18 protein-coding genes are annotated in these 22813 nt (G+C 70.3%); 12 read left to right on the top strand and 6 right to left on the bottom strand.

The features are described from left to right. Positions 1-80 precede the first annotated feature (80 nt). Entirely contained in the window at positions 81-1568 is a 1488-nt protein-coding gene (gene pdxR / locus H0I76_RS18735; RefSeq protein ID WP_234455436.1) for a MocR-like pyridoxine biosynthesis transcription factor PdxR, read from the bottom strand. 77 nt (positions 1569-1645) lie between these two features. Between pdxR and H0I76_RS18740 the strand changes: the two genes are divergently transcribed. Then, positions 1646-2989: an aminotransferase class III-fold pyridoxal phosphate-dependent enzyme gene (locus H0I76_RS18740; protein ID WP_234455437.1), complete on the top strand. Its 1344-nt coding sequence runs from the start codon at positions 1646-1648 to the stop codon at positions 2987-2989. 126 nt (positions 2990-3115) lie between these two features. Here H0I76_RS18740 and H0I76_RS18745 read toward each other — a convergent pair whose 3' ends face one another. Next, positions 3116-3643 carry a hypothetical protein gene (locus H0I76_RS18745; RefSeq protein ID WP_200613573.1) on the bottom strand — a complete coding sequence of 176 codons (528 nt, stop codon included), beginning with the start codon at positions 3641-3643 and terminating at the stop codon, positions 3116-3118. A gap of 311 nt (positions 3644-3954) precedes the next feature. Here H0I76_RS18745 and H0I76_RS18750 point away from each other — a divergent pair, with 311 nt between their 5' ends. Further along, positions 3955-5565, top strand: a complete 1611-nt coding sequence (locus tag H0I76_RS18750; RefSeq protein ID WP_200613576.1) for a DUF1254 domain-containing protein — start codon at positions 3955-3957, stop codon at positions 5563-5565. Positions 5566-5671: 106 nt separating this feature from the next. Here H0I76_RS18750 and H0I76_RS18755 read toward each other — a convergent pair whose 3' ends face one another. Continuing rightward, the gene (locus H0I76_RS18755) at positions 5672-7705 is read right to left on the bottom strand and encodes a M3 family metallopeptidase (RefSeq protein ID WP_200613579.1); all 2034 of its coding nucleotides are present in this window, start codon (positions 7703-7705) and stop codon (positions 5672-5674) included. After that, on the bottom strand, positions 7702-8352 hold the full coding sequence (locus H0I76_RS18760) for a glutathione S-transferase family protein (protein ID WP_200613581.1): 651 nt from the start codon (positions 8350-8352) through the stop codon (positions 7702-7704). Before H0I76_RS18760 ends, H0I76_RS18755 begins: the two co-directional genes overlap by 4 nt. 137 nt (positions 8353-8489) lie before the next feature. Between H0I76_RS18760 and H0I76_RS18765 the strand changes: the two genes are divergently transcribed. The 7 genes from H0I76_RS18765 to rnr all read left to right on the top strand — a co-directional run bounded on the left by H0I76_RS18765 (position 8490) and on the right by rnr (position 18828). Next, positions 8490-9431, top strand: a complete 942-nt coding sequence (locus tag H0I76_RS18765; protein WP_200613585.1) for an aspartate carbamoyltransferase catalytic subunit — start codon at positions 8490-8492, stop codon at positions 9429-9431. Continuing rightward, the gene (pyrC, locus tag H0I76_RS18770; protein WP_200613588.1) at positions 9428-10717 is read left to right on the top strand and encodes a dihydroorotase; all 1290 of its coding nucleotides are present in this window, start codon (positions 9428-9430) and stop codon (positions 10715-10717) included. Before H0I76_RS18765 ends, pyrC begins: the two co-directional genes overlap by 4 nt. After that, a complete protein-coding gene (gene plsY, locus H0I76_RS18775) occupies positions 10707-11327 on the top strand; it encodes a glycerol-3-phosphate 1-O-acyltransferase PlsY (RefSeq protein ID WP_200613590.1) in 621 nt (206 codons plus the stop codon). Before pyrC ends, plsY begins: the two co-directional genes overlap by 11 nt. A gap of 67 nt (positions 11328-11394) precedes the next feature. Beyond that, positions 11395-12630 (top strand): DNA-processing protein DprA, encoded by a 1236-nt coding sequence (gene dprA, locus H0I76_RS18780; protein WP_200613592.1) that lies wholly within the window; start codon positions 11395-11397, stop codon positions 12628-12630. 146 nt (positions 12631-12776) lie between these two features. Continuing rightward, positions 12777-15518 (top strand): type I DNA topoisomerase, encoded by a 2742-nt coding sequence (gene topA / locus H0I76_RS18785; protein WP_200613594.1) that lies wholly within the window; start codon positions 12777-12779, stop codon positions 15516-15518. A 19-nt stretch (positions 15519-15537) separates the two neighbouring features. After that, positions 15538-16494, top strand: a complete 957-nt coding sequence (locus tag H0I76_RS18790) for an alpha/beta hydrolase family esterase (RefSeq protein ID WP_200613596.1) — start codon at positions 15538-15540, stop codon at positions 16492-16494. 75 nt (positions 16495-16569) lie between these two features. Beyond that, on the top strand, positions 16570-18828 hold the full coding sequence (rnr, locus tag H0I76_RS18795; protein WP_200613612.1) for a ribonuclease R: 2259 nt from the start codon (positions 16570-16572) through the stop codon (positions 18826-18828). 84 nt (positions 18829-18912) lie between these two features. Here the strand turns inward: rnr and H0I76_RS18800 are convergent, their stop codons facing one another. Then, complete coding sequence (locus H0I76_RS18800) at positions 18913-19263, bottom strand: DUF2794 domain-containing protein (protein WP_200613598.1); 351 nt, start codon at positions 19261-19263, stop codon at positions 18913-18915. Between the two features lie 166 nt (positions 19264-19429). On the opposite strand from H0I76_RS18800, the gene H0I76_RS18805 reads away from it, so the two are divergent. Continuing rightward, positions 19430-21013 carry a gamma-glutamyltransferase family protein gene (locus H0I76_RS18805; protein ID WP_200613600.1) on the top strand — a complete coding sequence of 528 codons (1584 nt, stop codon included), beginning with the start codon at positions 19430-19432 and terminating at the stop codon, positions 21011-21013. 57 nt (positions 21014-21070) lie between these two features. On the opposite strand, the gene hspQ is transcribed toward H0I76_RS18805, so the two are convergent. Continuing rightward, entirely contained in the window at positions 21071-21400 is a 330-nt protein-coding gene (hspQ, locus tag H0I76_RS18810) for a heat shock protein HspQ (protein ID WP_200613602.1), read from the bottom strand. A 97-nt stretch (positions 21401-21497) separates the two neighbouring features. Here hspQ and H0I76_RS18815 point away from each other — a divergent pair, with 97 nt between their 5' ends. Continuing rightward, a complete protein-coding gene (locus H0I76_RS18815; RefSeq protein WP_200613605.1) occupies positions 21498-22373 on the top strand; it encodes an AEC family transporter in 876 nt (291 codons plus the stop codon). Positions 22374-22429: 56 nt separating this feature from the next. Further along, a partial coding sequence (locus H0I76_RS18820) for a transglycosylase SLT domain-containing protein (RefSeq protein ID WP_456154973.1) occupies positions 22430-22813 on the top strand: 384 nt, incomplete at its 3' end.

Below are 22813 nucleotides of genomic sequence, written 5' to 3' on the forward strand. Positions count from 1 at the left end.
GCCGAACCTAGCCGAGCGCCCGCGCGGCCTTTAGCGCCAGTTGGCGGCATTTCCGGGTCCAGCCGGCCCCGGCGCGGAAATCACAGCGCGTCGCAGGCCGCGCGCAGCCGCGCGATCCCCTCGGGGATCCGATCGGCCGGGATCGAGGAAAAGCCCAGCCGGAAGTTGCGCCGCCCCGCACCGGCCTGGGCGAAGAAAGGCTCGCCGGGCTCGATCACCACGCCCTCGTCCAGCGCGCGGCGCGCGAGCTGCGCGGCGTCGAGCCCCTCGGCCCCGGTGAGCCAGTAGCTCGACCCGCCGAAGCCGGGGCTGCGCGCCCAGCCGGGCAGGTGGCGCTCGAGCGCCTCGGACATCACCTGCCAGCGCTCGCGATAGGTGCGGTGGATGCGGCGCACCAGCACGTCGAAATGCCCGTTGGCGAGGAACAGTGCTGCGGCCCGCTGGTTGTTGCCAGGCGGGTGGCGCAGCATGAGCCGGCGCAGCGCCCTGAGCTCGGCGATCAGCGCCTCGTCGGCGGCGATGAAGCCCAGCCGCAAGCCCGGCATCAGCGATTTCGAGAACGAGCCCACGTAGATCACCCGCCCGTCCTCGTCGAGCGACTTGAGCGCCGGCAGCGGCGCGCCGATGTAGTTGGCCTCGAACTCGTAGTCGTCCTCGACGATCACGAGGCTCTCGCGCCGCGCCGCGTCGAGCAGCGCGCGCCGGCGCTCGAGGCTCATCGTCACCGTCGTCGGGTAGTGGTGCGACGGCGTGCAAAAGAGGATCGAGGCGCCCTCGAGCGCCGCGCCGACCATCACGCCGTCATGGTCGACCGACACCTGGCGCAGCGCGTCGGTCCTGCGCGCCAGCATCAGGCGCAGGTCAGGGTAGCCCGGCTCCTCCATCGCCACCGGGGTGTTGCGCCCGACCAGCAGCGCGGCGATCAGGTAGAGCGCGTTCTGCGCGCCCAGCGTCACCAGCACCTGCGACGGGCTGGCCGAGATGCCGCGGCGCGGCAGGATGCGGCGGGCGATCTCCTCGGTCAGCAGCGCGTCGTCCTCGGAGTAGCGGTCAAGTGTCCAGGCGTCGAGCCAGCGCCGTCCCATCGCCTGGCGCACGCAGTCGCGCCATTCGGCGATGGGAAAGACCTGCGCGTCGACCTGGCCGTAGACGAAGGGGAAGGGATGGCGCTGCCAGTCGGCGGGCCGGAACACGAGCCGGTCGTCGGCGCAGTGCTCGACCATCCGGGCGCGCCAGTCGATGCCGGCTTCGGCGGATTGCGGGCGCGGCTCGGTCGCCTGGGGGCCGGTACTGAGCCCGTCCACGGCCTGCGCGTCGACGAAGTAGCCCGAGCGCTCGCGCGCCATCAGGAAGCCTTCCGAGACCAGCGCCTGGTAGGCCAGTGTCACGGTGTTGCGGCTCACGCCCAGTTGCCCGGCCATGGCGCGGGTCGAGGGCACCGGCTCGCCCGGCTGCAGGCGGCCCGCGGCGATGGCGCGCGTCAGCACCTCGCGGATCTGCGCCTGCAGTGTCGCGGGTTGCGAACGTTCGAGGTGGAACAGCGTCTCGCGCATCGTGGCCCGGAGCATCGCCCTCAACTGGTCCTATCGTGGGGCCAGCGTAAGGCCCTAGGCTATGTCAACGCAACTCTGGCCGGAGAGCCGCTATGCACGACATGGACATCAGGAGCGCGGATCGCGCCAATTCGCTCGAAGAGCACTGGATGCCGTTCACCGGCAACCGCGATTTCAAGGAGAACCCCCGCCTGATCGTGAAGGGCGAGGGCATGTATTACACCGACCACAAGGGCGGGAAGGTGATCGACGGCTCGTCGGCGCTGTTCTGCTCGCCCGCCGGCCACGCCCGCCCCGAGATCGCCGACGCGGTGCATGCGCAGCTGCTCGAGAACAGCTACTCGGCGCCCTTCCAGCTGGGCCATGCCGGGCAGTTCGAGCTGGCGCGCAAGGTCGCCGACCTGCTGCCCGAGCCGATGAACCACGTCTTCTTCGTCAACTCGGGCTCGGAGGCGATCGATACCGCGCTCAAGATGGTAATGGCCTATCACCGCGCCAATGGCGAGGGGCAGCGCCTGCGCTTCGTCAGCCGCGAGCGCGCCTATCACGGCGTGAACATGGGCGGCGTCAGCCTCTCGGGCATGGTCAAGAACCGCGAGACCTTCCCGGTCGTCATGCCGAACGTGGTGATGATGCGCCACACATGGACGGGCAAGGAGCTGTTCTGCGACGGCCGCCCGCAGCATGACGGCGTCGAGCTGGCGAACGACCTCGAGCGGCACTGCATGACCTATGGCGGCGCCACCATCGCGGCGGTGTTCGTCGAGCCCGTGGCCGGCTCGACCGGCACGCTGGTGCCGCCGGTGGGCTATATCGAGCGGATCCGCGAGATCTGCGACCAGTACGGCATCCTGCTGGTGTTCGACGAGGTCATCACCGGATTCGGCCGGCTGGGCGCGCCTTTCGCGAGCCAGCTCTTCGGCGTCACGCCCGACATCTGCACCATGGCCAAGGCGCTGACGAACGGCTGCATCCCGATGGGCGCGGTCGCCTGCCGAGACGAGATCTACGAGACGGTGACCGACGCGGCGCCCGACAACGCCATCGAGTTCTTCCACGGCTACACCTATTCCGGCCACCCGGCGGCATGCGCCGCGGGCATCGCCGCACTCGACATCTACGAGCGCGAGGGGCTGTTCCAGAAGGCCGCCGAGCTTGCGCCCTACTTCGCCAAGGCGGTCATGGGCCTGCGCAGCCACAAGCTGGTCCGCGACATCCGCACGATCGGCCTGATGTCGGGCATCGAGGTCCATCCCGGCGCCGCCCCCGGCATCCGCGGGCAGGAGATGCAGAAGGCGATGTTCTGGAACGGCTGCCACGTGAAGTTCACGGGCGACACCGGCATCGTCGCCCCGGCCTTCATCGCCACCGAGGCCCATGTCGACGAGATCGTCGACCGCTTCCGCTACACGCTGGACCAGTTCGCGGCGATGTGAGCCAGCCAGCCGCCCCCGCCCCGTGACCGGGACGGGGGCAAGACCTGATGGATCCAGGCATCGCGCCGACGCCTCCCGGCGAAGGGCAAACCCCTCCGCCGCCGCGGGGTCCTCGCGGGTTTCGCCTCACTGTGGCGGATAGGGATCGATCGGGATCATGACGTGGGCGTAGGGCGTGCCCGGCCACATGACCCATGGCCCGCCGTTCTTCGGATCGGTCGATATGTTGTCGAACAGCGACTGGTCAGGCACGATGATCATCAGATGCGCGCCGACCCCCTCGACCCAGTCGCCCTCTTCCTTCTTTCCGTCCGGCCTGAGATTGCTGATCGCCGCGTCGCCCGCCAGCATGTAGGCGATGCCAAGCTTGTCGTAGGTCGGTTTCTCGCCCTTCCCCAGCGCCGCGATCACGTTCAGCCAGGCCTTGTCCGCGCACCACGGGTTCGGGCCCCCGTCGTCGGGAACGTCGGGCAGGCAGACCCAGCCGTTCGAACCCTCGCGCAGGACCTCGCCGCCCCAGGTCTGGATCGTCGCCTTCGAGGCGAGCGAGCTTGGCCCGGCGGACATGGCGCTTTCGATCTCGGATTCCCCGGCCCAGGCTGTCGAGGACAGCAGCAGCAACGCCGCCGAGGCGGCGTGAAGTCGGATGATCATGGGAGCCTCCTTGCACGGTCTCGCGCCGCTCATCCGCGCGTGCCGGCCATCCTCCCGATCGGCGGAGGATGCCGCGGGATCCCGGAAGTGTAGCAGCACGAGCCGAAAATGTGGATGACGGAGCGCCGAACGGGGCGCAAACGTGATCGTGCCGCACAATGCCTCGCCGCCGCGGGCGGCCTGCGCTCCAGCCGCGCCAAGCGCGGACGCTCCTGCCGTCACAAAAGATCATTGACGACGCGGCAGACTCCGAAGGCGCAAGCGGCTACGCTTCGCGGCGTTGTTGCGAACGATTTGAAGGATCACACCGAATGCCCGGATTTCGCGCCCCGGCCAGTTTGCTGGCTTTCCTGCTGGCCTTCTCGCCCGCCGCCTTCGCCCAAGTGTCCCCCGACGCGCTGAGGTCGATCTCGACGCCCGACACGGTCGAGACCCGGATCGGCACCCTGAGCTTCAAGGACGGCACGCCGCGCGGGGACACGGCCAAGGCCGTCTACGACAACGTCGATTTCACCTACGCCTTCCGCGCCTTCACCGACACGTTCAAGGGCGTCAGCGTCCAGGCGGCGCTCGAGGGCTTCCAGGCCGCGGGCATCAAGGACAACGAGATCCTGATCTTCTCGGAACTGATGGACTCGAGCTCGCTGTTCCTGACGGCGAACGCCGACACGGTCTACTATCTCGGCTTCATCGATCTCTCGAACGGACCGATGGTGCTCGAGACCCCGCCGGACGCGCTCGGCACCATCGACGACATGTGGTTCCGCTGGGTCACCGACTTCGGCCGCCCCGGCCCGGACCGCGGCGAGGGCGGCAGGTACCTCCTGGTCGGACCCGGCTATGACGGCTTCCTGCCCGAGGGCGGCTTCCATGTCGGGCGCTCGGAAACGAGCCGCGTCCTCGTCCTTGGCCGTTCGTTCCTGACCAATGACGACCCCGCGCCCACCGTCAAGGTGATCAAGGACAACCTGAAGCTCTATCCCTACGCAGCGGGCGGCGTCGGCATGCCGATCGCCCGCTACCTCGAGGGCGGGGTCGAGCTTGGCCGCAACGCCGAGCCCAAGACGCCGGTCTTCCATGAGGGCACCGGGCTCGTGATCAACACCATCCCGCCCAACGATTTCAGCTATTACGAGCTGCTGAACCGGCTGGTGCAGGCCGAGCAGGCCGCCGTGATCGACCCCGAACTGATGGGCCCCATCGCGTCGATCGGCATCAGGAAGGGGCACGACTTCGCGCCGGACGAGCGGATGAAGAGGATCCTGACCGAGGCGGTGGCGCTCGCCAATGCGACGGGGCGCACGCTCGGCTTCGATCCGCGCGACCCGGACTGGTACTGGTACGAGAACTCGAACTGGTGGAACCCGCTGTTCCTGGGCGGCTACAAGTTCGAGACGCCGCTGCCCGAGATCACCGCCGAAGGAGCCAAGCCCTATCCCCCGTCGGGCTACAAGCAGAACGATGCGCGGACCTCGTTCTTCTACAACGCCACGGGCATCACGCCGGCGATGGCGATGCGGCTGACCGGCGTCGGGTCGCAGTACCTGTTCGCCACCAAGGACGCCAAGGGCGAGTTCTTCGACGGCGCCAAGACCTACAAGGTGACGCTGCCCAAGGGCATCCCGGCAGCGGCATTCTGGTCGTTCACGCTCTACGACAACCAGACGCGGTCGATGCTGCAGACGCCGCAGAAATACCCGCGGGCGGGCTCGCAGAACTATCCCTCGCCGGCGGCCGAGGTGGCCGAAGACGGCTCGACCACGATCTGGTTCGCGCCCGAGCAGCCCGACGGCGCGGCGCGCGGCAACTGGATCCAGACCGACCCGAACAAGGGCTGGGTCACGCTGCTGCGGCTCTACAGCCCGCTCAAGCCCTTCTTCGACAAGTCGTGGCAGCCGACCGAGATCGAGCCCGTCGACTGAGACATCGCGGGCGCCGGGATGATCCGGCGCCCGCAATCGCCGATTGCCAGAGCCGCGCCGCGACAAGCCCGGTGCGGCGGTGCCGAATGAGCGTGCGCGATAGCGGCTAGTGCGAAGCGGCCGCCTTCGCCACCTGGCCCGCCTCGACCAGCCCCCTGCCCTCCAGCAGCGCCTCGGGCCCCGGCAGCTGGCCGCGAAAGGCGGTGTAGGCGTCCTCGGGCGGGCGGCTGCCGCCGGCCGAAAGAACGTGCCGGGCCAGCCGCGCGGCGGTCCCGGGGTCGAATGGGTCGCCGGTTTCCTCGAAGGCGCGGAAGGCGTCGGCGTCCATCACCTCGGACCACATGTAGCTGTAGTAGCCGGCGGAATAGCCGTCGCCCGCGAAGACGTGCTGGAAGTGGGGCGTGGCGTGGCGCATCACCACCCCGGGCGGCATGCCGATGCGCTCGAGCACCTCGGCCTGGAAGCTCTCGGGGTCGAAGTTGCCGGCGTCGGTCAGCGTGTGCATTTCCAGGTCGACCAGCGCCGAGGCCACGTATTCGACCGTCGCGAAGCCCTGGTTGAAGGTCTCGGCGCCCTTGATGCGCGCGATCAGGTCGGCCGGCATCGGCTCGCCCGTCTCGACGTGGCGGGCATGGGCCGCGAGGATGTCGGGCACCGAGAGCCAATGCTCGTAGAGCTGGCTGGGCAGTTCGACGAAATCGCGCGCGACCGAGGTGCCGGCGATGAAGGGATAACGCACGTCCGACATCAGGCCGTGCAGCGCATGGCCGAACTCGTGGAACAGCGTGCGCGCATCGTCCCAGGTCAGGAGCGCGGGGTCGGCCTTGGCAAAGTTGCAGGTGTTGAGGATGATCGGCCGCCCCGGCTCCCACAGCCCCTGCTGGCCGCGCAGCGCGCTCATCCACGCGCCCGAGCGTTTCGAGGGGCGGGCGAAGTAGTCGCCGATGAAAAGGCCCAGATGGCTGCCATCGGCGCGCGTCACCTCCCATGCCCGCGCGTCGGGGTGGTGCAGCGTCAGCCCCTCGACCGGCGTGAAGCCAAGGCCGAAGAGCCGCCCGGCCACGTCGAAGGCGGCGGCGATGACGCTGTCGAGCGCCAGGTACGGCTTGGTCTCGGCCTCGTCGAGGTCGTGCAGGCGCTTGCGCAGCGCCTCGGCATAGTGGCGCCAGTCCCAGGGCGCGATCTCGATCTCGGCGCCCCCGGCGGCGGCCAGCGCCTCGAGCGACGCGGCCTCCTCCGCGGCCTTGGCCCGGGCGGGCTTCCAGACGCGCATCAGCAACTCGCGCACCGCCTCGGGCGTCTTGGCCATCTGGTCGGCGAGCTTGAAGGAGGCGAAGTCGGGGAAGCCCAGGAGCCGCGCGCGCTCGACGCGCAGGCGCACCATCTCGGCCACCAGCGGCCAGTTCGTCGCCTCGCCCCGCGCCACCCAGGCGCGCCAGGCCCGCTCGCGCAGGTCGCGCCGGGTCGAGAAGGTCAGGAACGGCTCGACCGACGAGCGCGAGAGGGTGACGGCATAGCCCTCGCGGCCGCGGGTCTCCGCCTCGGCCCGCGCGGCCTTGACGAGAAAGCCGGGAAGGCCGTCGAGGTCGTCGGGCCCAAGGAACATCACCCAGTCGCTCTCGTCCTTGAGGACGTTTTGCGAGAACTCGGTGCCCAGCGTCGCGAGGCGTGACATGATCTCGCGCATCCGCGCCTTGCCGGCGACGTCGAGGCGCGCGCCGGCCCGCACGAACATCTTGGTGTAGAGGTCGAGGACGCGCGCGGACTCGGCATCGAGCCGCTCGGGCGCGATTGCCTCGACCCGGCGGAACAGGCGCTCGTCCAACATCACGCGCGAGTGGTGCTGCGAGAGCAGGGGGGCCATTTCGCGCTCGATCGCCTGCAGCTCGGGGTTGGTGTGCGAGCCGCAGAGGTTCCAGAACACCGCGCCCACCTGCGAGAGCGCGCGCCCGGCGCGTTCGAGTGCCTCGATGGTGTTGGTGAAATCGGGCGCGGCGGGGTCGGTCGCGATCGCCTCGACCTCGGCCAGGTGCTCGGCCATCGCCGCCTCGAAGGCGGGCGCGAAATGCGCGGGCTCGATGGCGTCGAAGGGCGGGAGGCCGAAGGGCGTGTCCCAGCGGTCGAGAAGCGGATTGGTCATGCGGCTTTCCCCGGCAGCGTGCACGAGGGGCGCGCGCGCACCCGCCCGATCCAGTCGGCGAGGTTTGTCAGCTCTTCTGGCACCCGCTCGCGCACGATCCGCAAGAAGTCGATCGCCACGATGGCGGTGATGTCGGCCACGGTGAAGCGCTCGGCCGCGACATAGGGGCTCTCGGCCAGCCGCGCGTCGAGGCGCTGGAGATGGACGGGAATGCGCCGGCGGTTGATCTCGCCCCATTCCGGCACCTGGTCCTCGAGCGCGCTCATATGCGGGTTCGTGTGGCGGAAGGTGGCGGTCACGGCGGCGAAGAGGCCGAACTCGACCCGGCGCTGCCACATGTCGATCACCGCCGTCTCGTACGGGGTCGCGCCCATCATGTTGGGCTCGGGATAGAGCGCCTCGAGATAGCGGCAGATCGCCTGGCTCTCGGTCAGGATGGTTCCGTCCTCGAGCTCGAGCGCGGGGACCTGCGGCACGCCCACCTTGCTCAGGTAGTCCGGCGCCTTGTGTGCGCCCTCGATCAGATCGAGCACGTGGCGCTCGATCTCGATCCCCTTCTCGGCGATGAAGATGTTCACGCGGCGCGGATTGGGCGCGCGCGGCTCTTCGAACAGACAGACGGCATCGGGCAGGTTGGGCGTGCTCATCGCGGGCCTTTCGGTCGAATCCCTCGGATCGGTCGGCGCCGAGCCTAGCCATGCCCTGCCCCTCGCGCCAAGTGCCCGTCTTGCGCCTCCTCGGGGCATCGGCCATAAGACGCCGACGCCAGCGACGAGGAGCCCGGATGAGCGCCTTCCCCCATCGCCACCTGCTGGGCATCCACGACCTGTCCCCCTTCGACATCCGCGCGGTGCTCGACCTGGCCGAGGACTATGCAAGGCTGAACCAGAGCCACGACAAGCATGCCGACGCGCTGCGCGGCCTGACCCAGATCAACCTGTTCTTCGAGAACTCGACGCGCACGCAGGCGAGCTTCGAGATCGCCGGCAAGCGGCTGGGCGCGGACGTCATGAACATGAGCGTCGGCACCAGCTCGGTCCGCAAGGGCGAGACGCTGATCGACACCGCGGCGACACTCAACGCGATGCGGCCCGACCTCTTGGTGGTGCGCCACCACAACTCGGGCGCCGTGGCGCTGCTCAGCGAGAAGGTCAACTGTGCGGTGCTGAACGCGGGCGACGGCCGGCACGAGCACCCGACCCAGGCCCTGCTCGACGCGCTGACGATCCGTCGCCACAAGGGGCGCATCCAGAAGCTGACCATCGCGATCTGCGGCGACATCGCGAATTCGCGCGTCGCGCGCTCGAACATGCTGTGCCTAGGCAAGATGGAGAACCGGGTGCGGGTGATCGCGCCGCCCACCCTGCTGCCAGCCGGCATCGACCGCTTCGGCGTCGAGGTCTTCACCGAGATGGAGGAGGGCCTCAAGGACTGCGACGTGGTGATGATGCTGCGCATTCAGAACGAGCGGCTGGAGGGCCAGGCCGTGCCTTCGACGCGCGAGTATTTCCACCGCTATGGCCTGACCGAGGACAAGCTGGCGCTGGCCAGGCCCGACGCCATCGTGATGCATCCGGGCCCGATGAACCGCGGCGTCGAGATCGACCCCGCGGTCGCCGATTGCGAGCGCTCGGTGATTCGCGAGCAGGTCGAGATGGGGGTGGCGGTGCGCATGGCGGCGATGGACCTGCTGGCGCGCAACCTGAGGGCGGAGCGCATGGCATGAACCTCACCTTCGTCAATGCCCGCCTGATCGACCCGCTGTCCGGCCAGGACGGCCCGGGCGCCCTGCGCGTGGTGGACGGCGCGATCGCGGACGTCGCCTTCGGCCACGCCCCCGAGCCGGGCGACGGCGCGGTGATCGACTGCGGTGCGAAGGTGCTGGCGCCCGGCATCGTCGACATGCGCGTCTTCGTCGGCGAGCCCGGCGCGCGCCACCGCGAGAGCTATCGCAGCGCCGGCGCCGCGGCGGCGGCGGGCGGCGTCACCACCTTCGTGGCCCAGCCCGACACGAACCCGCCGCTCGACGACCCCGCGCTAGTGCAGTTTGCGCTGGCCCGCGCCCGCGAGGCCGCGCCGGTGCGCGTGCACGCCATGGGAGCGCTCACCAAGGGGCTGCGCGGCACCGAGATGACCGAGCAGCGCTTCCTGCTCGATGCCGGCGCGATTGCGCTGACCGATGCCGACCACACGATCGAGAGCGCGAAGGTCATGCGCGCGGTGATGCTCTATGCCACCTCGACCGGCGCGCTGGTGGTCCACCACCCGCAGGAGCCCACGCTGTCGCGCGGGACCTGCGCGACCTCGGGCGAGTTCGCCTCGCGCCTCGGCCTGCCCTCGGTCGGCCCGGTAGCCGAGCGCATCGCGCTGGCCCGCGACCTGATGCTGGCCCAGAACACCGGGGCGCGCTACCACGCCGACATGGTGACGACCGCGACCGGGCTCGACCCGCTCAGGCGCGCCAAGGAGGCCGGCGTCGGCGCCACCGCAGGCGTGTCGATCCACCATCTCACGCTGAACGAGTTCGACATCGCCGACTACCGCAGCTTCTTCAAGTTCGACCCGCCGCTGCGGTCCGAGGACGACCGACAGGCCGCGGTCGAGGCGGTGGCCTCGGGACTGATCGACGTGATCGTCTCGTCGCACGAGCCCTGGGACGAGGAAGCCAAGCGCCTGCCCTTCGAGGAGGCCGCACCCGGCGCGGTCGGGCTCGAGACCTTTCTGCCGGCCTGCATGCGGCTGGTGCATGGCGGCCAGCTTTCGCTGGTCCAGCTGTTCCGCGCGGCATCGCTGCGGCCGTCCGAGATCCTGGGCCTGCCGTCGGGACGGTTGACGCGCGGCGCGCCGGCGGATCTCGTGCTCTTCGACCCCAATGCGCCCTTCCTGCTCGACCGCGAGCGGCTGGCCTCGCGGTCGAAGAACACCCCGTTCGACCGGCACCGCATGGAGGGCCGGGTGATCGGCACCTGGGTCGCGGGGGACCGCGTGTTCGGAGGCAGCGATGCTGCATGACATCATGGCGCCCGACCGGGCCCTGCCGTGGCTCGCTCTGGCCGCGGCCTGCGGCTATCTGGCGGGATCGATCCCCTTTGGCGTGATCGTCGCGCGGCTGTTCCGGCTGGGCGACCTGCGCAAGATCGGCTCGGGAAATATCGGCGCGACCAACGTGCTGCGGACCGGCAACAAGCTGGCGGCGGCGCTGACGCTGGTGCTCGACGCCCTCAAGGGCACGATCCCGGTCGTCCTGTTCCTCGGCTGGGGCGACCTGGCGGCACAGGCGGCGGGCGTCGGCGCGATGCTGGGGCACTGCTTCCCGGCCTGGCTGCGGTTCCGCGGCGGCAAGGGCGTGGCGACCTTCCTGGGCGTGATCCTGGGGCTCAGCCTGCCGGCGGGCCTGATGGCCTGCGCCACCTGGCTGGTGGCGGCGCGGCTGTCGCGCATCTCGTCGGTCGGGGCGCTTGCGGCGGCGGGGCTTGCGCCGGTCTGGTTCTGGCTGCTCGGGCGGCTCGAGGCGGTGCTGACGGTCGCGGCGCTGGCCGTGCTGGTGTGGCTGCGCCATCACGCCAATATCCGCCGCCTCATCGCGGGCGAGGAGCCGCGGATCGGCGCCCGGCGCCCCTGACGGGGCGCGCGGTTAACCACAGCTTAACCACGCTGCTGCTTTCCTCGGCTCGATCGAGGAGTGCGCCATGAATCTCGTCCAGTTGCCCCACGCCGCCGGCGCCCCCGGCAGGACCGTCGCCGCCGCAGGGACCGAGGCGGAACGCCTTGCCCGCCTGCGCCTCACGCGCAGCGAGAATGTCGGCCCCCGCACCTTCCTGCACCTGCTCGGCCGCTACGGATCGGCGCAGCGCGCGCTCGAGCACCTGCCCGAGCTTGCGCGGCGTGGCGGCCGGGCGGCCGCCTACCGGGCCTGCGCCGAGGACCAGGCCGTAACCGAGATCGAGCAGGGGCTGGCCTGCGGCGCGCGGCTGGTGATGCTGGGGGACGCGGACTATCCCGCCACCCTGGCAGCGATCGACAGCCCCCCGCCGGTCCTGTGGATCCGGGGCGCGACCGCCTTCTTCCAGCGCCCCGCGGTCGCCGTGGTGGGGGCGCGCAACGCCTCGGCGCTGGGGATGCGCACCGCGCGGCGGCTGGCGCGCGAACTGGGGCTTGCGGGCCGCGTCGTCGTCTCGGGCCTTGCCCGCGGCATCGACGCGGCGGCGCACGAGGCCACGCTCGAGACCGGCACGATCGGCGTTCTGGCCGGGGGCATCGACCGCGTCTACCCCGAGGAGAACGCCGGGCTCGCGCATCGCATGATCGACGCGGGCGGCGCGCTCGTCGCCGAGTGCCCGGTCGGAACCGAGCCAACAAGCCGCCATTTCCCGCGCCGCAACCGGCTGATCTCGGGCATGGCGCATGGCGTCGTGCTGATCGAGGCGGCGGTGCGTTCGGGCAGCCTCATCACCGCGCGCTTCGCGCTCGACCAGGGGCGCGAGGTCATGGCCTGCCCCGGCGCGCCCGAGGACCCGCGCTCGGGCGGCTGCAACCAGCTGATCCGCGAGGGCGCCGCGCTGATCCGCACGGCCGAGGACGTGCTCGACGCGCTGACCGCCCCGCGCGCCCTGCAGCTGTCCGAGGAGGGCGCGGAGTTCCTGTTCGACGGGGCGGGCTTCGATGCCGACAGCTTCGCCGACGAGCTGAGCCGCGACGAATTCGAGGCGCTCGCCGACTTCGACGAGGAGGAAGGCGAGAGCGACGGGCTGCTGGCCGAGCAGGTCCTGGACCTGCTGGGCGCGAGCCCGGTCGAGATCGACGAGATCGCGCGGATCACGGGCTCGGGCCCGTCCGAGCTTTCGCTCGCGCTGCTCGAGCTCGACCTCGCGGGGCGCATCGACCTTCTGCCGGGCGGGCTGGTGGCCCGCGCCGACGGGGGTTGATCCGCGCCGCCCGCCGCGGCCCGGCACCGGTGCCCCCCGCCGGGCCGCGGCGGATCGTGCCAGCGCGACACCGCCTCTGTTGACAGGTTCCCGACCCTGAACCATGTTCCCGCGCACGCCGCAAACCCTGCGGTTAAGGAGAGCGCATGGCCGTCGTTGTCGTCGAGTCCCCGGCTAAAGCCAAGACAATCAACGCATATCTGGGAAGGGACTTTACCGTCCTCGCCTCTTATGGGCATGTGCGCGACCTGCCGGCCAAGGACGGCTCGGTCGATACCGACCACGGATTCGAGATGACCTGGGAGGTCGACCCCAAGTCGCAGAAGCACATCCGCGCCATCGCCGAGGCGCTGAAGGAGGACGGCCGGCTGATCCTCGCCACCGACCCCGACCGCGAGGGCGAGGCGATCTCGTGGCACCTGCTCGAGACGCTGCGCGCGCGCCGCGCGGTGAAGAAGGACACGCCGGTCGAGCGGGTCGTGTTCAACGCCATCACCCGGTCCGCCGTGACCGAGGCGATGCAGAAGCCGCGCGACATCGACATGGAGCTGGTCGAGGCCTATCTCGCGCGCCGCGCGCTGGACTACCTCGTGGGCTTCAACCTCTCGCCCGTGCTGTGGCGCAAGCTGCCGGGCGCACGCTCGGCGGGCCGCGTCCAGTCGGTCGCGCTGCGGCTGATCGTCGAGCGCGAGATGGAGATCGAGGCCTTCCGCCCCCGCGAGTACTGGAGCGTGCGCGCCCTGCTCGCGACCCCGTCGGGCGAAACCTTCGAGGCGCGCCTCGTCAGCCTAGACGGCAGGCGACTCGACCGTTTCGACCTCGGCGACGCGGATGCCGCAGCGGCGGCGGTCAAGGCGGTGCTCGGTGCCGAGCTTTCGGTCGCCTCGGTCGAGGCCAAGCCCGCCACGCGCAACCCCGCCCCGCCCTTCATGACCTCGACCCTGCAGCAGGAGGCGAGCCGCAAGCTGGGCTTCGGCGCGCAGCAGACGATGCGCACGGCCCAGACGCTCTACGAGGCCGGGCACATCACCTACATGCGGACCGACGGCGTCGACATGGCGCCCGAGGCGGTCTCGGCCGCGCGTGCGACCATCGCGTCGCGCTACGGCGATCGCTACCTGCCGGCGAAGCCCAGGATCTACAAGTCCAAGGCCAAGAACGCGCAGGAAGCCCATGAATGCATCCGTCCGACGGTGATGGACCGCGCCCCGGGTGACATCCGGCTCGACCGCGACCAGGCACGGCTCTACGAGCTGATCTGGCAACGCGCCGTCGCCAGCCAGATGGAGGCCGCGCGTTTCGAGCGCACGACGGTCGAGATCGCCGACGCAAGGGGCCGTGCCGGGCTGCGGGCGACCGGCCAGGTCGTGATCTTCGACGGCTTCCTCGCGGTCTACGAGGAAGGCCGCGATGAGCCCTCGGGCGACGAGGACGACCGCCGCCTGCCGCAGATCGCGCAAGGCGACCGGCTGAGCCGCGCCGGCGCCACGCTGGTGGCGGCCTTCGACAAGGCCGCCCCGGACGGCACCGAGCCCGCCGCGATCCGAGTCGAGGGCGGCCTGCGCCGCCATCCGGCCGGCGTGATCGACGCCGAGGGCGCGGTGCTGGCCCTGCAAAGCTTCACCCAGCCCCCGCCGCGCTACACCGAGGCGACGCTCGTCAAGCGGATGGAGGAACTCGGCATCGGCCGACCCTCGACCTACGCCTCGATCATCTCGACGATCGAGGACCGCGACTATGTCCGCAAGGAGAAGGGCCGCCTGGTCGCCGAGGACAAGGGGCGCCTGGTGACGGCGTTCCTGGTCAACTACTTCCCGCGCTATGTCGAGTACGACTTCACCGCCGGCCTCGAGGAGGAGCTTGACGACATCTCGGGCGGGCGGATCGACTGGAAGGACGTGCTGGCACGCTTCTGGCGCGACTTCTCGGCGGCGGTCAGCGACACCTCCGAGCTGCGCATCACCGACGTCCTTGAGAAGATCAACGAGGCGCTGGGCCCGCATCTCTTCCCCGACAGGGGCGACGGCTCGGACCCGCGCCTGTGCCCGGTCTGCGGCGCCGGCCGGCTGTCGATCAAGACCAGCTCGAAGAACAACTCGGCCTTCATCGGCTGCTCGAACTACCCCGAATGTCGCTACACCCGGCCCTTCGGCGCGCCCTCCGAGAACGGCGAGGCGAATGGCGAGCGGGTGCTGGGCACCGACCCCGAGACCGGGCTCGAGGTGAGCCTGCGCAGCGGCCGCTTCGGCCCCTATGTGCAGCTGGGCGAGGCGACCGAGGACACTCCCAAGCCCAAGCGCTCGTCGCTGCCGAAGGGGGTGTCGCCCGCCGACCTCACGCTCGAGATGGCGCTGAACCTGCTCGCCCTGCCGCGCGTGCTGGGCCCGCATCCCGATGACGGCGAGCCCGTCGAGGCCGGGATCGGCCGCTTCGGCCCCTATGTGAAGCACGGACGGATCTACGCCAACATCCCCGCGGGCGAGGATGTTTTGACGATCGGCATGAACCGCGCCGTCACCCTGATTGCCGAGAAGGCGAGCCGCGGACCCGGCGGGCGCGGGGCCGCCGCGAAGAAGCCGCTGCGCGAGCTGGGCGACCATCCCGATGGCGGCCCGGTTGCGGTGATGAGCGGCCGCTACGGGCCTTACGTGAAGTGGGAGAAGGTCAACGCGACCCTGCCCAAGACCGCGGACCCCGCGGCGATCACGATGGAGGAGGCGCTCGCGCTGATCGCGGCAAGGGCGTCCAAGGGCAAGGGCGGCAGGACTGCGAAGGGAAGCGCGAAGAAGGCCCCAGCAAAGAAGGCCCCTGCGAAGAAGACAGCCGCGAAGAAGCCCGCCACAAAGAAATCCGCCGGCGCCGCGGGCTCGCCTGCCGGCAAGGGTTGAACGGGCGGAGCGCCGCGAGATGACCGCAACCCGCAAGGCGCAGACGGCCCCTGCCCTCGCGACGGTGCGGCACGGGTTGGCGCGGCGCGGGCTGGCGCGGCGGCTGGCTGCGTCCCTTCTGCTCGGGCTTGCCACGGCGGCCTGCGGCACGGCCGAGGCACCGCCCGAGACACCCCCCGGCGTGACCATGGAACTGAGCGGGCGGGCAAATGCGCCACTGCTGGTCGTCCTCCATGGTCCCGAGGGATCGGCCGCGCGGCTGCGCCATCTCGCGGCTTTCCGCCTCGGCGCCGAGGGCTGGAGCATCGCCTGGCCCGATGCCGGCCCGCGCGGCTGGATGTACCCCGCCATCGACCAGGCTGGGCGGCTCGAAACCCTGATCAACCGGCTCGCGGCCTCGGCGCTGGTCGACCCCGAGCGGGTCGTGGTCGCGGGGTTCTCGGATGGCGGGCAGCTTGCGCTTACGCTCGCCTGCAACCGGCCCGATCTGCTGGCGGGCGCCGCCGCGGTGATGGCGAGCCTGCCCGCAGGAGCGGGCTGCGAGGGCGGCCAACCGGTGCCCATCCTGATGATGCACTCCACCACCGACCCCGTTCTGCCCTTTGCCGGCGGCGCCGTGTCCCGCCCCGCCGGGCTGCCGGGCGGGATCCGGCTCGCAAGCCCTGTGATGGCGGCCGACGAGACAGCGGCGCTGATCGCGCATCGCAACCGCTGCGGTGCCGCGCGGGAGGTCGGGATTCCCGATCTCGCGCCCGATGACGGGACCCGCGCTATCGCGCGCGTCTACGAGGGGTGCGCCGCCCCGGTGTCGCAGTTCGTGATCGATGGCGGCGGCCATGCCTGGCCCGGCACGCGCCTCGCCACCGGCGCCGAGGCGGCGCTCGGCACGCCCGCGCGCGATGTCTCGGCGACGCTCGAGATCGAGGCCTTCGCGCGCGAGAGCGTGGCGCAGGTCCCGGACGCCACTGGCGGCTGAGCCCCCGGTTGCCCATCGCGCCCGCGCGCGGCGCGTGATATGCGGTGGCGCATGGCACGAACCCCATCCCCCCGCATGCCCACGCTGCCCTCGCGACAGCAGATCCTCGACTGGCTGGCCGAGAACCCCAGCGCCGGAGGCAAACGCGAGATCGCGCGCGCCTTCGGCATCAAGGGCGCGGCCCGGGTCGAGCTCAAGCGCCTGCTTGCCGAGATGGAGGACGAAGGCGTGCTCGAGCGGCGCCGCCGTCGCGTCAACCGCAAGGGCCACCTGCCGCCGGTGACCGTGCTGGTCGCCGGCGCCCCGGACAGCAACGGCGACGTCTTCGCCACGCCCAAGGGCTGGGAGGGCGAGTCGCCGCCGATCCTCTACATGCCGCGCAAGGGTGACCCCGCGATTGGCGAGGGCGACCTTTTCCTTGCCAAGCTCCACCCCGTCGAGCCCGCCGAGGGCGAGGGACCGGCCTACGAGGCGCGGCTCATCAAGCGCCTCCAGCACGGGCCGCGGCGGCTGCTCGGCATCTTCCGCGAGGGGGCCGAGGCGGGGCGCATCGTGCCGGTCGACAAGAAGGCCGACACCGAGTGGATGATCCCCAAGGGCGCCGAGGGCGGCGCGAGGGATGGCGAACTGGTCGAAGCGGTGCAGGAGGGCCACCCGCGCTTCGGCCTGCCGCGCGGGCGGGTCACCGCCCGGCTGGGCGACCCGATGGCGCCACGCTCGATCTCGCTCATTGCCATGCACCAGCACGGCATCCGCTATGACTTCCCCGACGAGGTGCTGGACGAGACGGTCGGGCTGAAGGAGCCCTCCATGGCAAAGCGCGAGGACCTGCGCGCCCTGCCGCTGGTGACGATCGACCCGCCGGACGCCCGCGACCACGACGACGCCGTGGCGGCGATGCCCGACGACGACCCCAAGAACAAGGGCGGCCACATCGTCTGGGTCGCGATCGCCGATGTGGGCTGGTACGTGCGCCCGGGATCGGCGCTCGACCGCGAGGCACGGCGGCGCGGCAACTCGACCTATTTTCCCGACCGCGTGGCGCCGATGCTGCCCGAGATGCTGTCGGCCGACCTGTGTTCGCTGCACGAGGACGTCGACCGGCCGTGCATCGCCCTGCGCATGGTGCTGGACGCCGAGGGCAACAAGATCGCGCACAGCTTCACGCGGGGGATGATGCGCTCGCGCGCTTCGCTCTCCTACGCGCAGGTGCAACGCGCCGAGGAAGGCGAGCCGGATGCGGCGACCGAGCCGCTGATGCACGACGTGGTGCGCCCGCTCTTTGCCGCCTACCGCGCGGCGGCGGCAGCGCGCGAGCGGCGCCAGCCGCTCGACCTCGACCTGCCCGAGCGCCGCATCGTGCTCGACGACGACGGCAATGTCGTCAGCGTCGATTTCCGCGACCGCTTCGACGCGCACCGCCTGATCGAGGAGTTCATGATCCTCGCCAATGTCGCCGCAGCCGAGACGCTGGAGGCCGTGCGCCGCCCCCTGCTCTACCGGGTGCACGAGGAGCCGAACCCCGAGAAGCTCGAGTCGCTGCGCGAGATGGTCGAGACGGTCGGCCTGACGCTGGCCAAGGGCCAGGTGCTGAAGACCGCGCATTTCAACCGCCTGCTGCACGCCGCCGCCGGCACGCCGAATGCCGAGATGGTCAACATGGGCGTCCTGCGCAGCCAGACGCAGGCCTATTATTCGCCCGAGAACTTCGCCCATTTCGGCCTGAACCTGCGGCGCTACGCGCATTTCACCTCGCCGATCCGGCGCTATGCCGACCTCGTGGTCCATCGCGCGCTGATCGCGGGGCTCAGGCTTGGCGACGGCGGGCAGACGCCCGAGGAGGCCGAGGCGCTGGCCGAGACGGCCGAGCACATCTCGACGACGGAGCGGGTCTCGATGGAGGCCGAGCGCGACACCAACGACCGCTACCTCGCCGCCTTCCTGGCCGACCGCAAGGGGGCCGAGTTCGACGGCGTGATCTCGGGCATCGCCCGCTTCGGGCTGTTCGCCAAGCTGGCCGAGAGCGGCGCCGACGGACTGATCCCGATCTCGACGCTGGGCAACGAGTATTTCCGCCATGACCCCGAGACCCAGACCCTGACCGGCGAGCGCAGCGGCACCGTGCTGGGCCTGGGCCAGCGCGTTCGGGTGCGCCTTGCCGAGGCCGATCCCGTGACCGGCGGGCTGATCCTCGAGCTGCTGGCGGTCGAGGGCGAGCCCATGGCCCGCCCGCGGGGCGGGACGCGCGGCCGGGGCAAGGGAACACCCAAGCGGCGGCTGGGGCGCGACAAGATCGCCAAGGCCCGCGCGGCCAAGCGCGACAAGCGCCGCTGAGCGCGCGGCCCCGCTTTCACGCGTGAAAACGGGGTCATCTCATTGATTTACTTGTGATTCCGCGATGGTTTCGCGCACCCGCGCTCAGGTCAACTCGACCGCCCGGATCAGCTTGCGCTCGAGCACGCGCAGCACCTGCGCGAGGTCGCGTCCGCGCTTGAGGATGCGCCCGTCCATGCCCACCACCGAGTAGGCGCCCTGCTTGGCCGCGTCGCGCGGACGCTTCTCGACCGTGTAGATCGGGCGCTCGGCGGTGCGGCGGAAGATCGAGAACACGGCGCGGTCGCGCAGGTGATCGATGCCATAGTCGCGCCATTCGCCGATCGCGACCATCCGCCCGTAGATCCTGAGAATCACGGCAAGCTCGTGCCGATCGAAGGTAACGCTGCCCGCGTCGCGCGCGGGCGTGAGCTGGTATGGCGGCTCAAGCTCCATGACATCAGGATGACACCTGCCGAGCGCCATTTGCAAGCCGTTTGGCATGCGCCGCGCCAGCGCGACACCTGCCATCCCGCGGAAAGCCGCGACGGAGACTGGAAATGCCGGCGCGTCGGCGGTAAAGCCGGCTGACCACACTCACTCCGACAAGGTGCCCACAGCCATGCGCGATTTCCAGCTTCCCGGCCGCTCTCCGCTCTATGTCTCGAACGCGATCTGCGCGACCTCGCATCCGGTGGCGGCGAAGGTGGCCATCGACACGCTCGAGGCTGGCGGAAACGCGGTGGATGCGGCGATCGCCGGGGCGGTGCTGCTGGGGCTTGGCGAGCCGGCGATGACCGGGATCGGCGGCGACATGTTCGCGCTGGTCAAGCCCGCGGGCAGCGAGACGGTGATCGGCATGAACGCCTCGGGCCGGGCGCCCAAGGGGGTCTCGGCCGAGGCGCTGCGCGCCCGGGGCTGGAGCGCGATGGACCCCGAGGACGCCAACTCGGTGGTCGTGCCCGGCGCGGTGCGCGGCTTCGAGCGGCTTGCCGCCGATCACGGCAAGCTTGGCCTCGACCGCCTGCTCGCCCCCACGATCCGCTATGCCGAGGAGGGCCTGCGCGTGGTGCCCCGCGCCGCCTTCGACTGGGGGCGCGGCGAGCCCCGGATGCGCGGCGCGATGCGCCGCCATTACCTGAACGGCGACAAGGCGCTGAAGGAGGGCGACCTCTTCCGCCACCCCGGCCAGGCCGAGGTTCTGCGCCGGATCGCGAAGGACGGCGCGAAGGCGTTCTACGAGGGCGAGGTGGCCGAGGACATGGTCAGCTCGCTGCAGGCGTTGGGCGCGGCGCATGCGCTCGAGGATTTCGCCGCCTGCGAGGCGGTCTATGTCGACCCGATCTCCGGCGGCTATCGCGGCGCGGAACTGGTCGAGCTGCCGCCGAACGGACATGGCGCGACCGCGATCCTGATGGCGCAGATCCTCGGGCAGTTCGACCTGACAGCGCTGGACCCGCTTGGCGCCGACCGCGCGCATCTCGAGATCGAGGCGGCGAAGCTTGCCTATGCCGCGCGCGACCAGGCGATCGCCGACCCCGACTACATGACGATGCGGATCGAGGACTTCATCGCCCCCAAGCTGGCGAAGGAGATGGCCGGGAGGATCGACCGCACGCGGGCGATGGACTGGCCCACCGACCCGATCGGCCACCCGCACAAGGACACGATCTACATCACCGTCGTCGACCGCGACCGCATGGCGGTGTCGCTGATCTACTCGGTCTATCACGACTTCGGGTCGTGCCTCGCCTCGGAGAAGTTCGGCATCAACTTCAACAACCGCGCGGCCGGCTTCAACCTCACGCCGGGCCACCCGAACGAGATCGCCGGCGGCAAGCGGCCGCTGCACACCATCATCCCGGGCATGCTGAAGCAGGACGGCCGCGTGGTGATGCCCTTCGGCGTGATGGGCGGCGCCTACCAGCCGCACGGCCATGTACGGCTGATCTCGAACATCCTCGACTACGGCATGGACGTGCAGGCGGCGCAGGACGCGCCGCGGCTGTTCCGGCAGGACGGGGTCGTGGGGATCGAGCGCGGCTACGCCCGCGAGGTCTGGACCGCGCTCGAGGCGATGGGCCATCGCACCGGCCCGCGCGAGGTCGCCATCGGCGGCAGCCAGGCGATCTGGATCGACCACGAGCGGGGTCTGCTGATCGGCGGCACCGATCCGCGCAAGGACGGCATGGCGCACGGGTATTGAGCCCCCGGCGCCCTCCGCCCGAGCGCGACTGCGCCCGGGCCGAGGGCGCGGCGCGGCTCAGTGCTTGTTCTCGGGATGCAGGACGTAGTTCGCGCCGTCATGCGCCCCGAAATAGTCCTCGATCTCGGGGTGATCGACCGGCTCGCCCGAGTCGTCGGGCAGCAGGTTCTGCTCGGACACATAGGCCACGTAGTAGCTCGTGTCGTTCTCGGCAAAGAGGTGGTAGAAGGGCTGATCCTTGCGAGGACGCACCTCCTCGGGGATCGAATGCCACCATTCCTCGGTGTTCGCGAAAATCGGATCGACGTCGAAGATAACGCCGCGGAAGGGGTAAAAGCGATGCTTCACCACCTGCCCGATCTTGAATTTCGCCACCGCGCGGAGCATCGGCTCCATTTCCCTTGATTCATACATGCGCGTGGTCTAGCGCCACGCGGCCATTCTGTCGATATTGCACTGCCGCATAGCCGCATCAAGGTTCGTCATGCTCGTCCAGATCTTTGCGATCACCGCGCCCGTCTTCCTGCTCGCGCTGGCGGGATTCGTCTGGGCGCGGATCAAGGCGCCGTTCGATCTCGACTTCGTGACGCGGCTGTCGCTCACCTTCTCGGTCCCCTGCCTCATGTTCGCGACGCTGGTGAAGGCCGAGATCGACCCCGCCGCCTTCCGTGACGTCGCCGTGGCAAGCCTTGCCGCCTATGTCGCGGCAGCGGTGGTGTTCGTGCCGATGCTGCGCCTCGGCGGGCTGTCGCAGCGGACATGGCTTGCACCCGTGATCTTCGGTAACACGGGCAATGTCGGGCTTCCCGTCGCGCTGTTCGCCTTCGGCGATGCGGGTCTTGCGCTGGCCATGGTGGTCTTCGCGGTCATGGCGATCCTCTCGTTCACCATCGGCATCTACATGGTCGCGGGCGTGGGGCGGCCGTCCGAGGCGCTGCGGCAGCCGCTGGTCTATGCCTCGGTTCTTGGCGGGCTCTTTGCCGTGATGGACTGGGACCTGCCGGACTGGCTGATGAGCGCGCTGAGCCTGGCGGGGCAGATCGCGATCCCGATGATGCTGCTGACGCTGGGCGTCTCGATCGCAAGGCTCAGGGTGGGCGATATCGGGCGCGCGGCGCTGATCTCGGTCCTGAAATACGTGGTCTGCGGCGCGGCGGCGCTGGGCACGGCCCATGCGGTGGGCCTCTCGGAGGTCGCGACCGGCGTGCTGTTCCTGCAGCTGGTGATGCCGGTCGCGGTGACCAACTACATGCTTGCCGCACGCTACAAGCGCGACCCGGACGCGGTTGCGGGCCTTGTCGTCGTCTCGACCGTCCTGTCGCTGGCGGGGATACCGGTGGCCCTGGCCGTCTTCCTCTGACGCGATGGCGGCGGGGGATTCCCCGCCTGAGGAAATTGCGCTAAACTGCCGCGCAAATGGCAAGAACAGAGCAGCCCATCCTCTCGGCCGCCCGCATCGCGGGTCTTGTGGCACTGGCGCTTGCGCTGGGGTCGTGCTCGTCCACGCCCTCGGGCCCGCCGCGCAGCCAGGACGACATTTGCGCGATCTTTGACGAGCGCCCCGACTGGCGCGACGCGACCATGGCGTCTGCCGCGCGCTGGGGCGCGCCCATCGAGGTGCAGATGGCGATCATCTGGCGCGAGTCGAGCTACCGCGCCGACGCGAGGACACCCAAGCAATACGCGCTGGGCTTCATCCCCTGGGGGCGGGTGTCGTCGGCCTATGGCTACAGCCAGGCGATCGACGGGACCTGGGACTGGTATCGCAAGGACACCGGCCGGTCGGGCGCGGATCGCGAC

The organism is Thermohalobaculum xanthum (assembly GCF_016623495.1).
In the GTDB taxonomy this organism is placed as follows: Bacteria; Pseudomonadota; Alphaproteobacteria; order Rhodobacterales; family Rhodobacteraceae; genus Thermohalobaculum; species Thermohalobaculum xanthum.

What these genes read in the sequence shown, in the direction of transcription:
- H0I76_RS18800 (WP_200613598.1), bottom strand. Translation starts at nt 19,263, where the DNA reads ATGGAGCTTGAGCCGCCATACCAGCTCACGCCCGCGCGCGACGCGGGC.
- H0I76_RS18760 (WP_200613581.1), bottom strand. Translation starts at nt 8,352, where the DNA reads ATGAGCACGCCCAACCTGCCCGATGCCGTCTGTCTGTTCGAAGAGCCG.
- plsY (WP_200613590.1), top strand. Translation starts at nt 10,707, where the DNA reads ATGCTGCATGACATCATGGCGCCCGACCGGGCCCTGCCGTGGCTCGCT.
- H0I76_RS18745 (WP_200613573.1), bottom strand. Translation starts at nt 3,643, where the DNA reads ATGATCATCCGACTTCACGCCGCCTCGGCGGCGTTGCTGCTGCTGTCC.
- topA (WP_200613594.1), top strand. Translation starts at nt 12,777, where the DNA reads ATGGCCGTCGTTGTCGTCGAGTCCCCGGCTAAAGCCAAGACAATCAAC.
- pdxR (WP_234455436.1), bottom strand. Translation starts at nt 1,568, where the DNA reads ATGCTCCGGGCCACGATGCGCGAGACGCTGTTCCACCTCGAACGTTCG.
- H0I76_RS18790 (WP_200613596.1), top strand. Translation starts at nt 15,538, where the DNA reads ATGACCGCAACCCGCAAGGCGCAGACGGCCCCTGCCCTCGCGACGGTG.
- H0I76_RS18805 (WP_200613600.1), top strand. Translation starts at nt 19,430, where the DNA reads ATGCGCGATTTCCAGCTTCCCGGCCGCTCTCCGCTCTATGTCTCGAAC.
- H0I76_RS18815 (WP_200613605.1), top strand. Translation starts at nt 21,498, where the DNA reads ATGCTCGTCCAGATCTTTGCGATCACCGCGCCCGTCTTCCTGCTCGCG.
- hspQ (WP_200613602.1), bottom strand. Translation starts at nt 21,400, where the DNA reads ATGCTCCGCGCGGTGGCGAAATTCAAGATCGGGCAGGTGGTGAAGCAT.
- dprA (WP_200613592.1), top strand. Translation starts at nt 11,395, where the DNA reads ATGAATCTCGTCCAGTTGCCCCACGCCGCCGGCGCCCCCGGCAGGACC.
- H0I76_RS18750 (WP_200613576.1), top strand. Translation starts at nt 3,955, where the DNA reads ATGCCCGGATTTCGCGCCCCGGCCAGTTTGCTGGCTTTCCTGCTGGCC.
- H0I76_RS18765 (WP_200613585.1), top strand. Translation starts at nt 8,490, where the DNA reads ATGAGCGCCTTCCCCCATCGCCACCTGCTGGGCATCCACGACCTGTCC.
- H0I76_RS18755 (WP_200613579.1), bottom strand. Translation starts at nt 7,705, where the DNA reads ATGACCAATCCGCTTCTCGACCGCTGGGACACGCCCTTCGGCCTCCCG.
- pyrC (WP_200613588.1), top strand. Translation starts at nt 9,428, where the DNA reads ATGAACCTCACCTTCGTCAATGCCCGCCTGATCGACCCGCTGTCCGGC.
- H0I76_RS18740 (WP_234455437.1), top strand. Translation starts at nt 1,646, where the DNA reads ATGCACGACATGGACATCAGGAGCGCGGATCGCGCCAATTCGCTCGAA.
- rnr (WP_200613612.1), top strand. Translation starts at nt 16,570, where the DNA reads ATGCCCACGCTGCCCTCGCGACAGCAGATCCTCGACTGGCTGGCCGAG.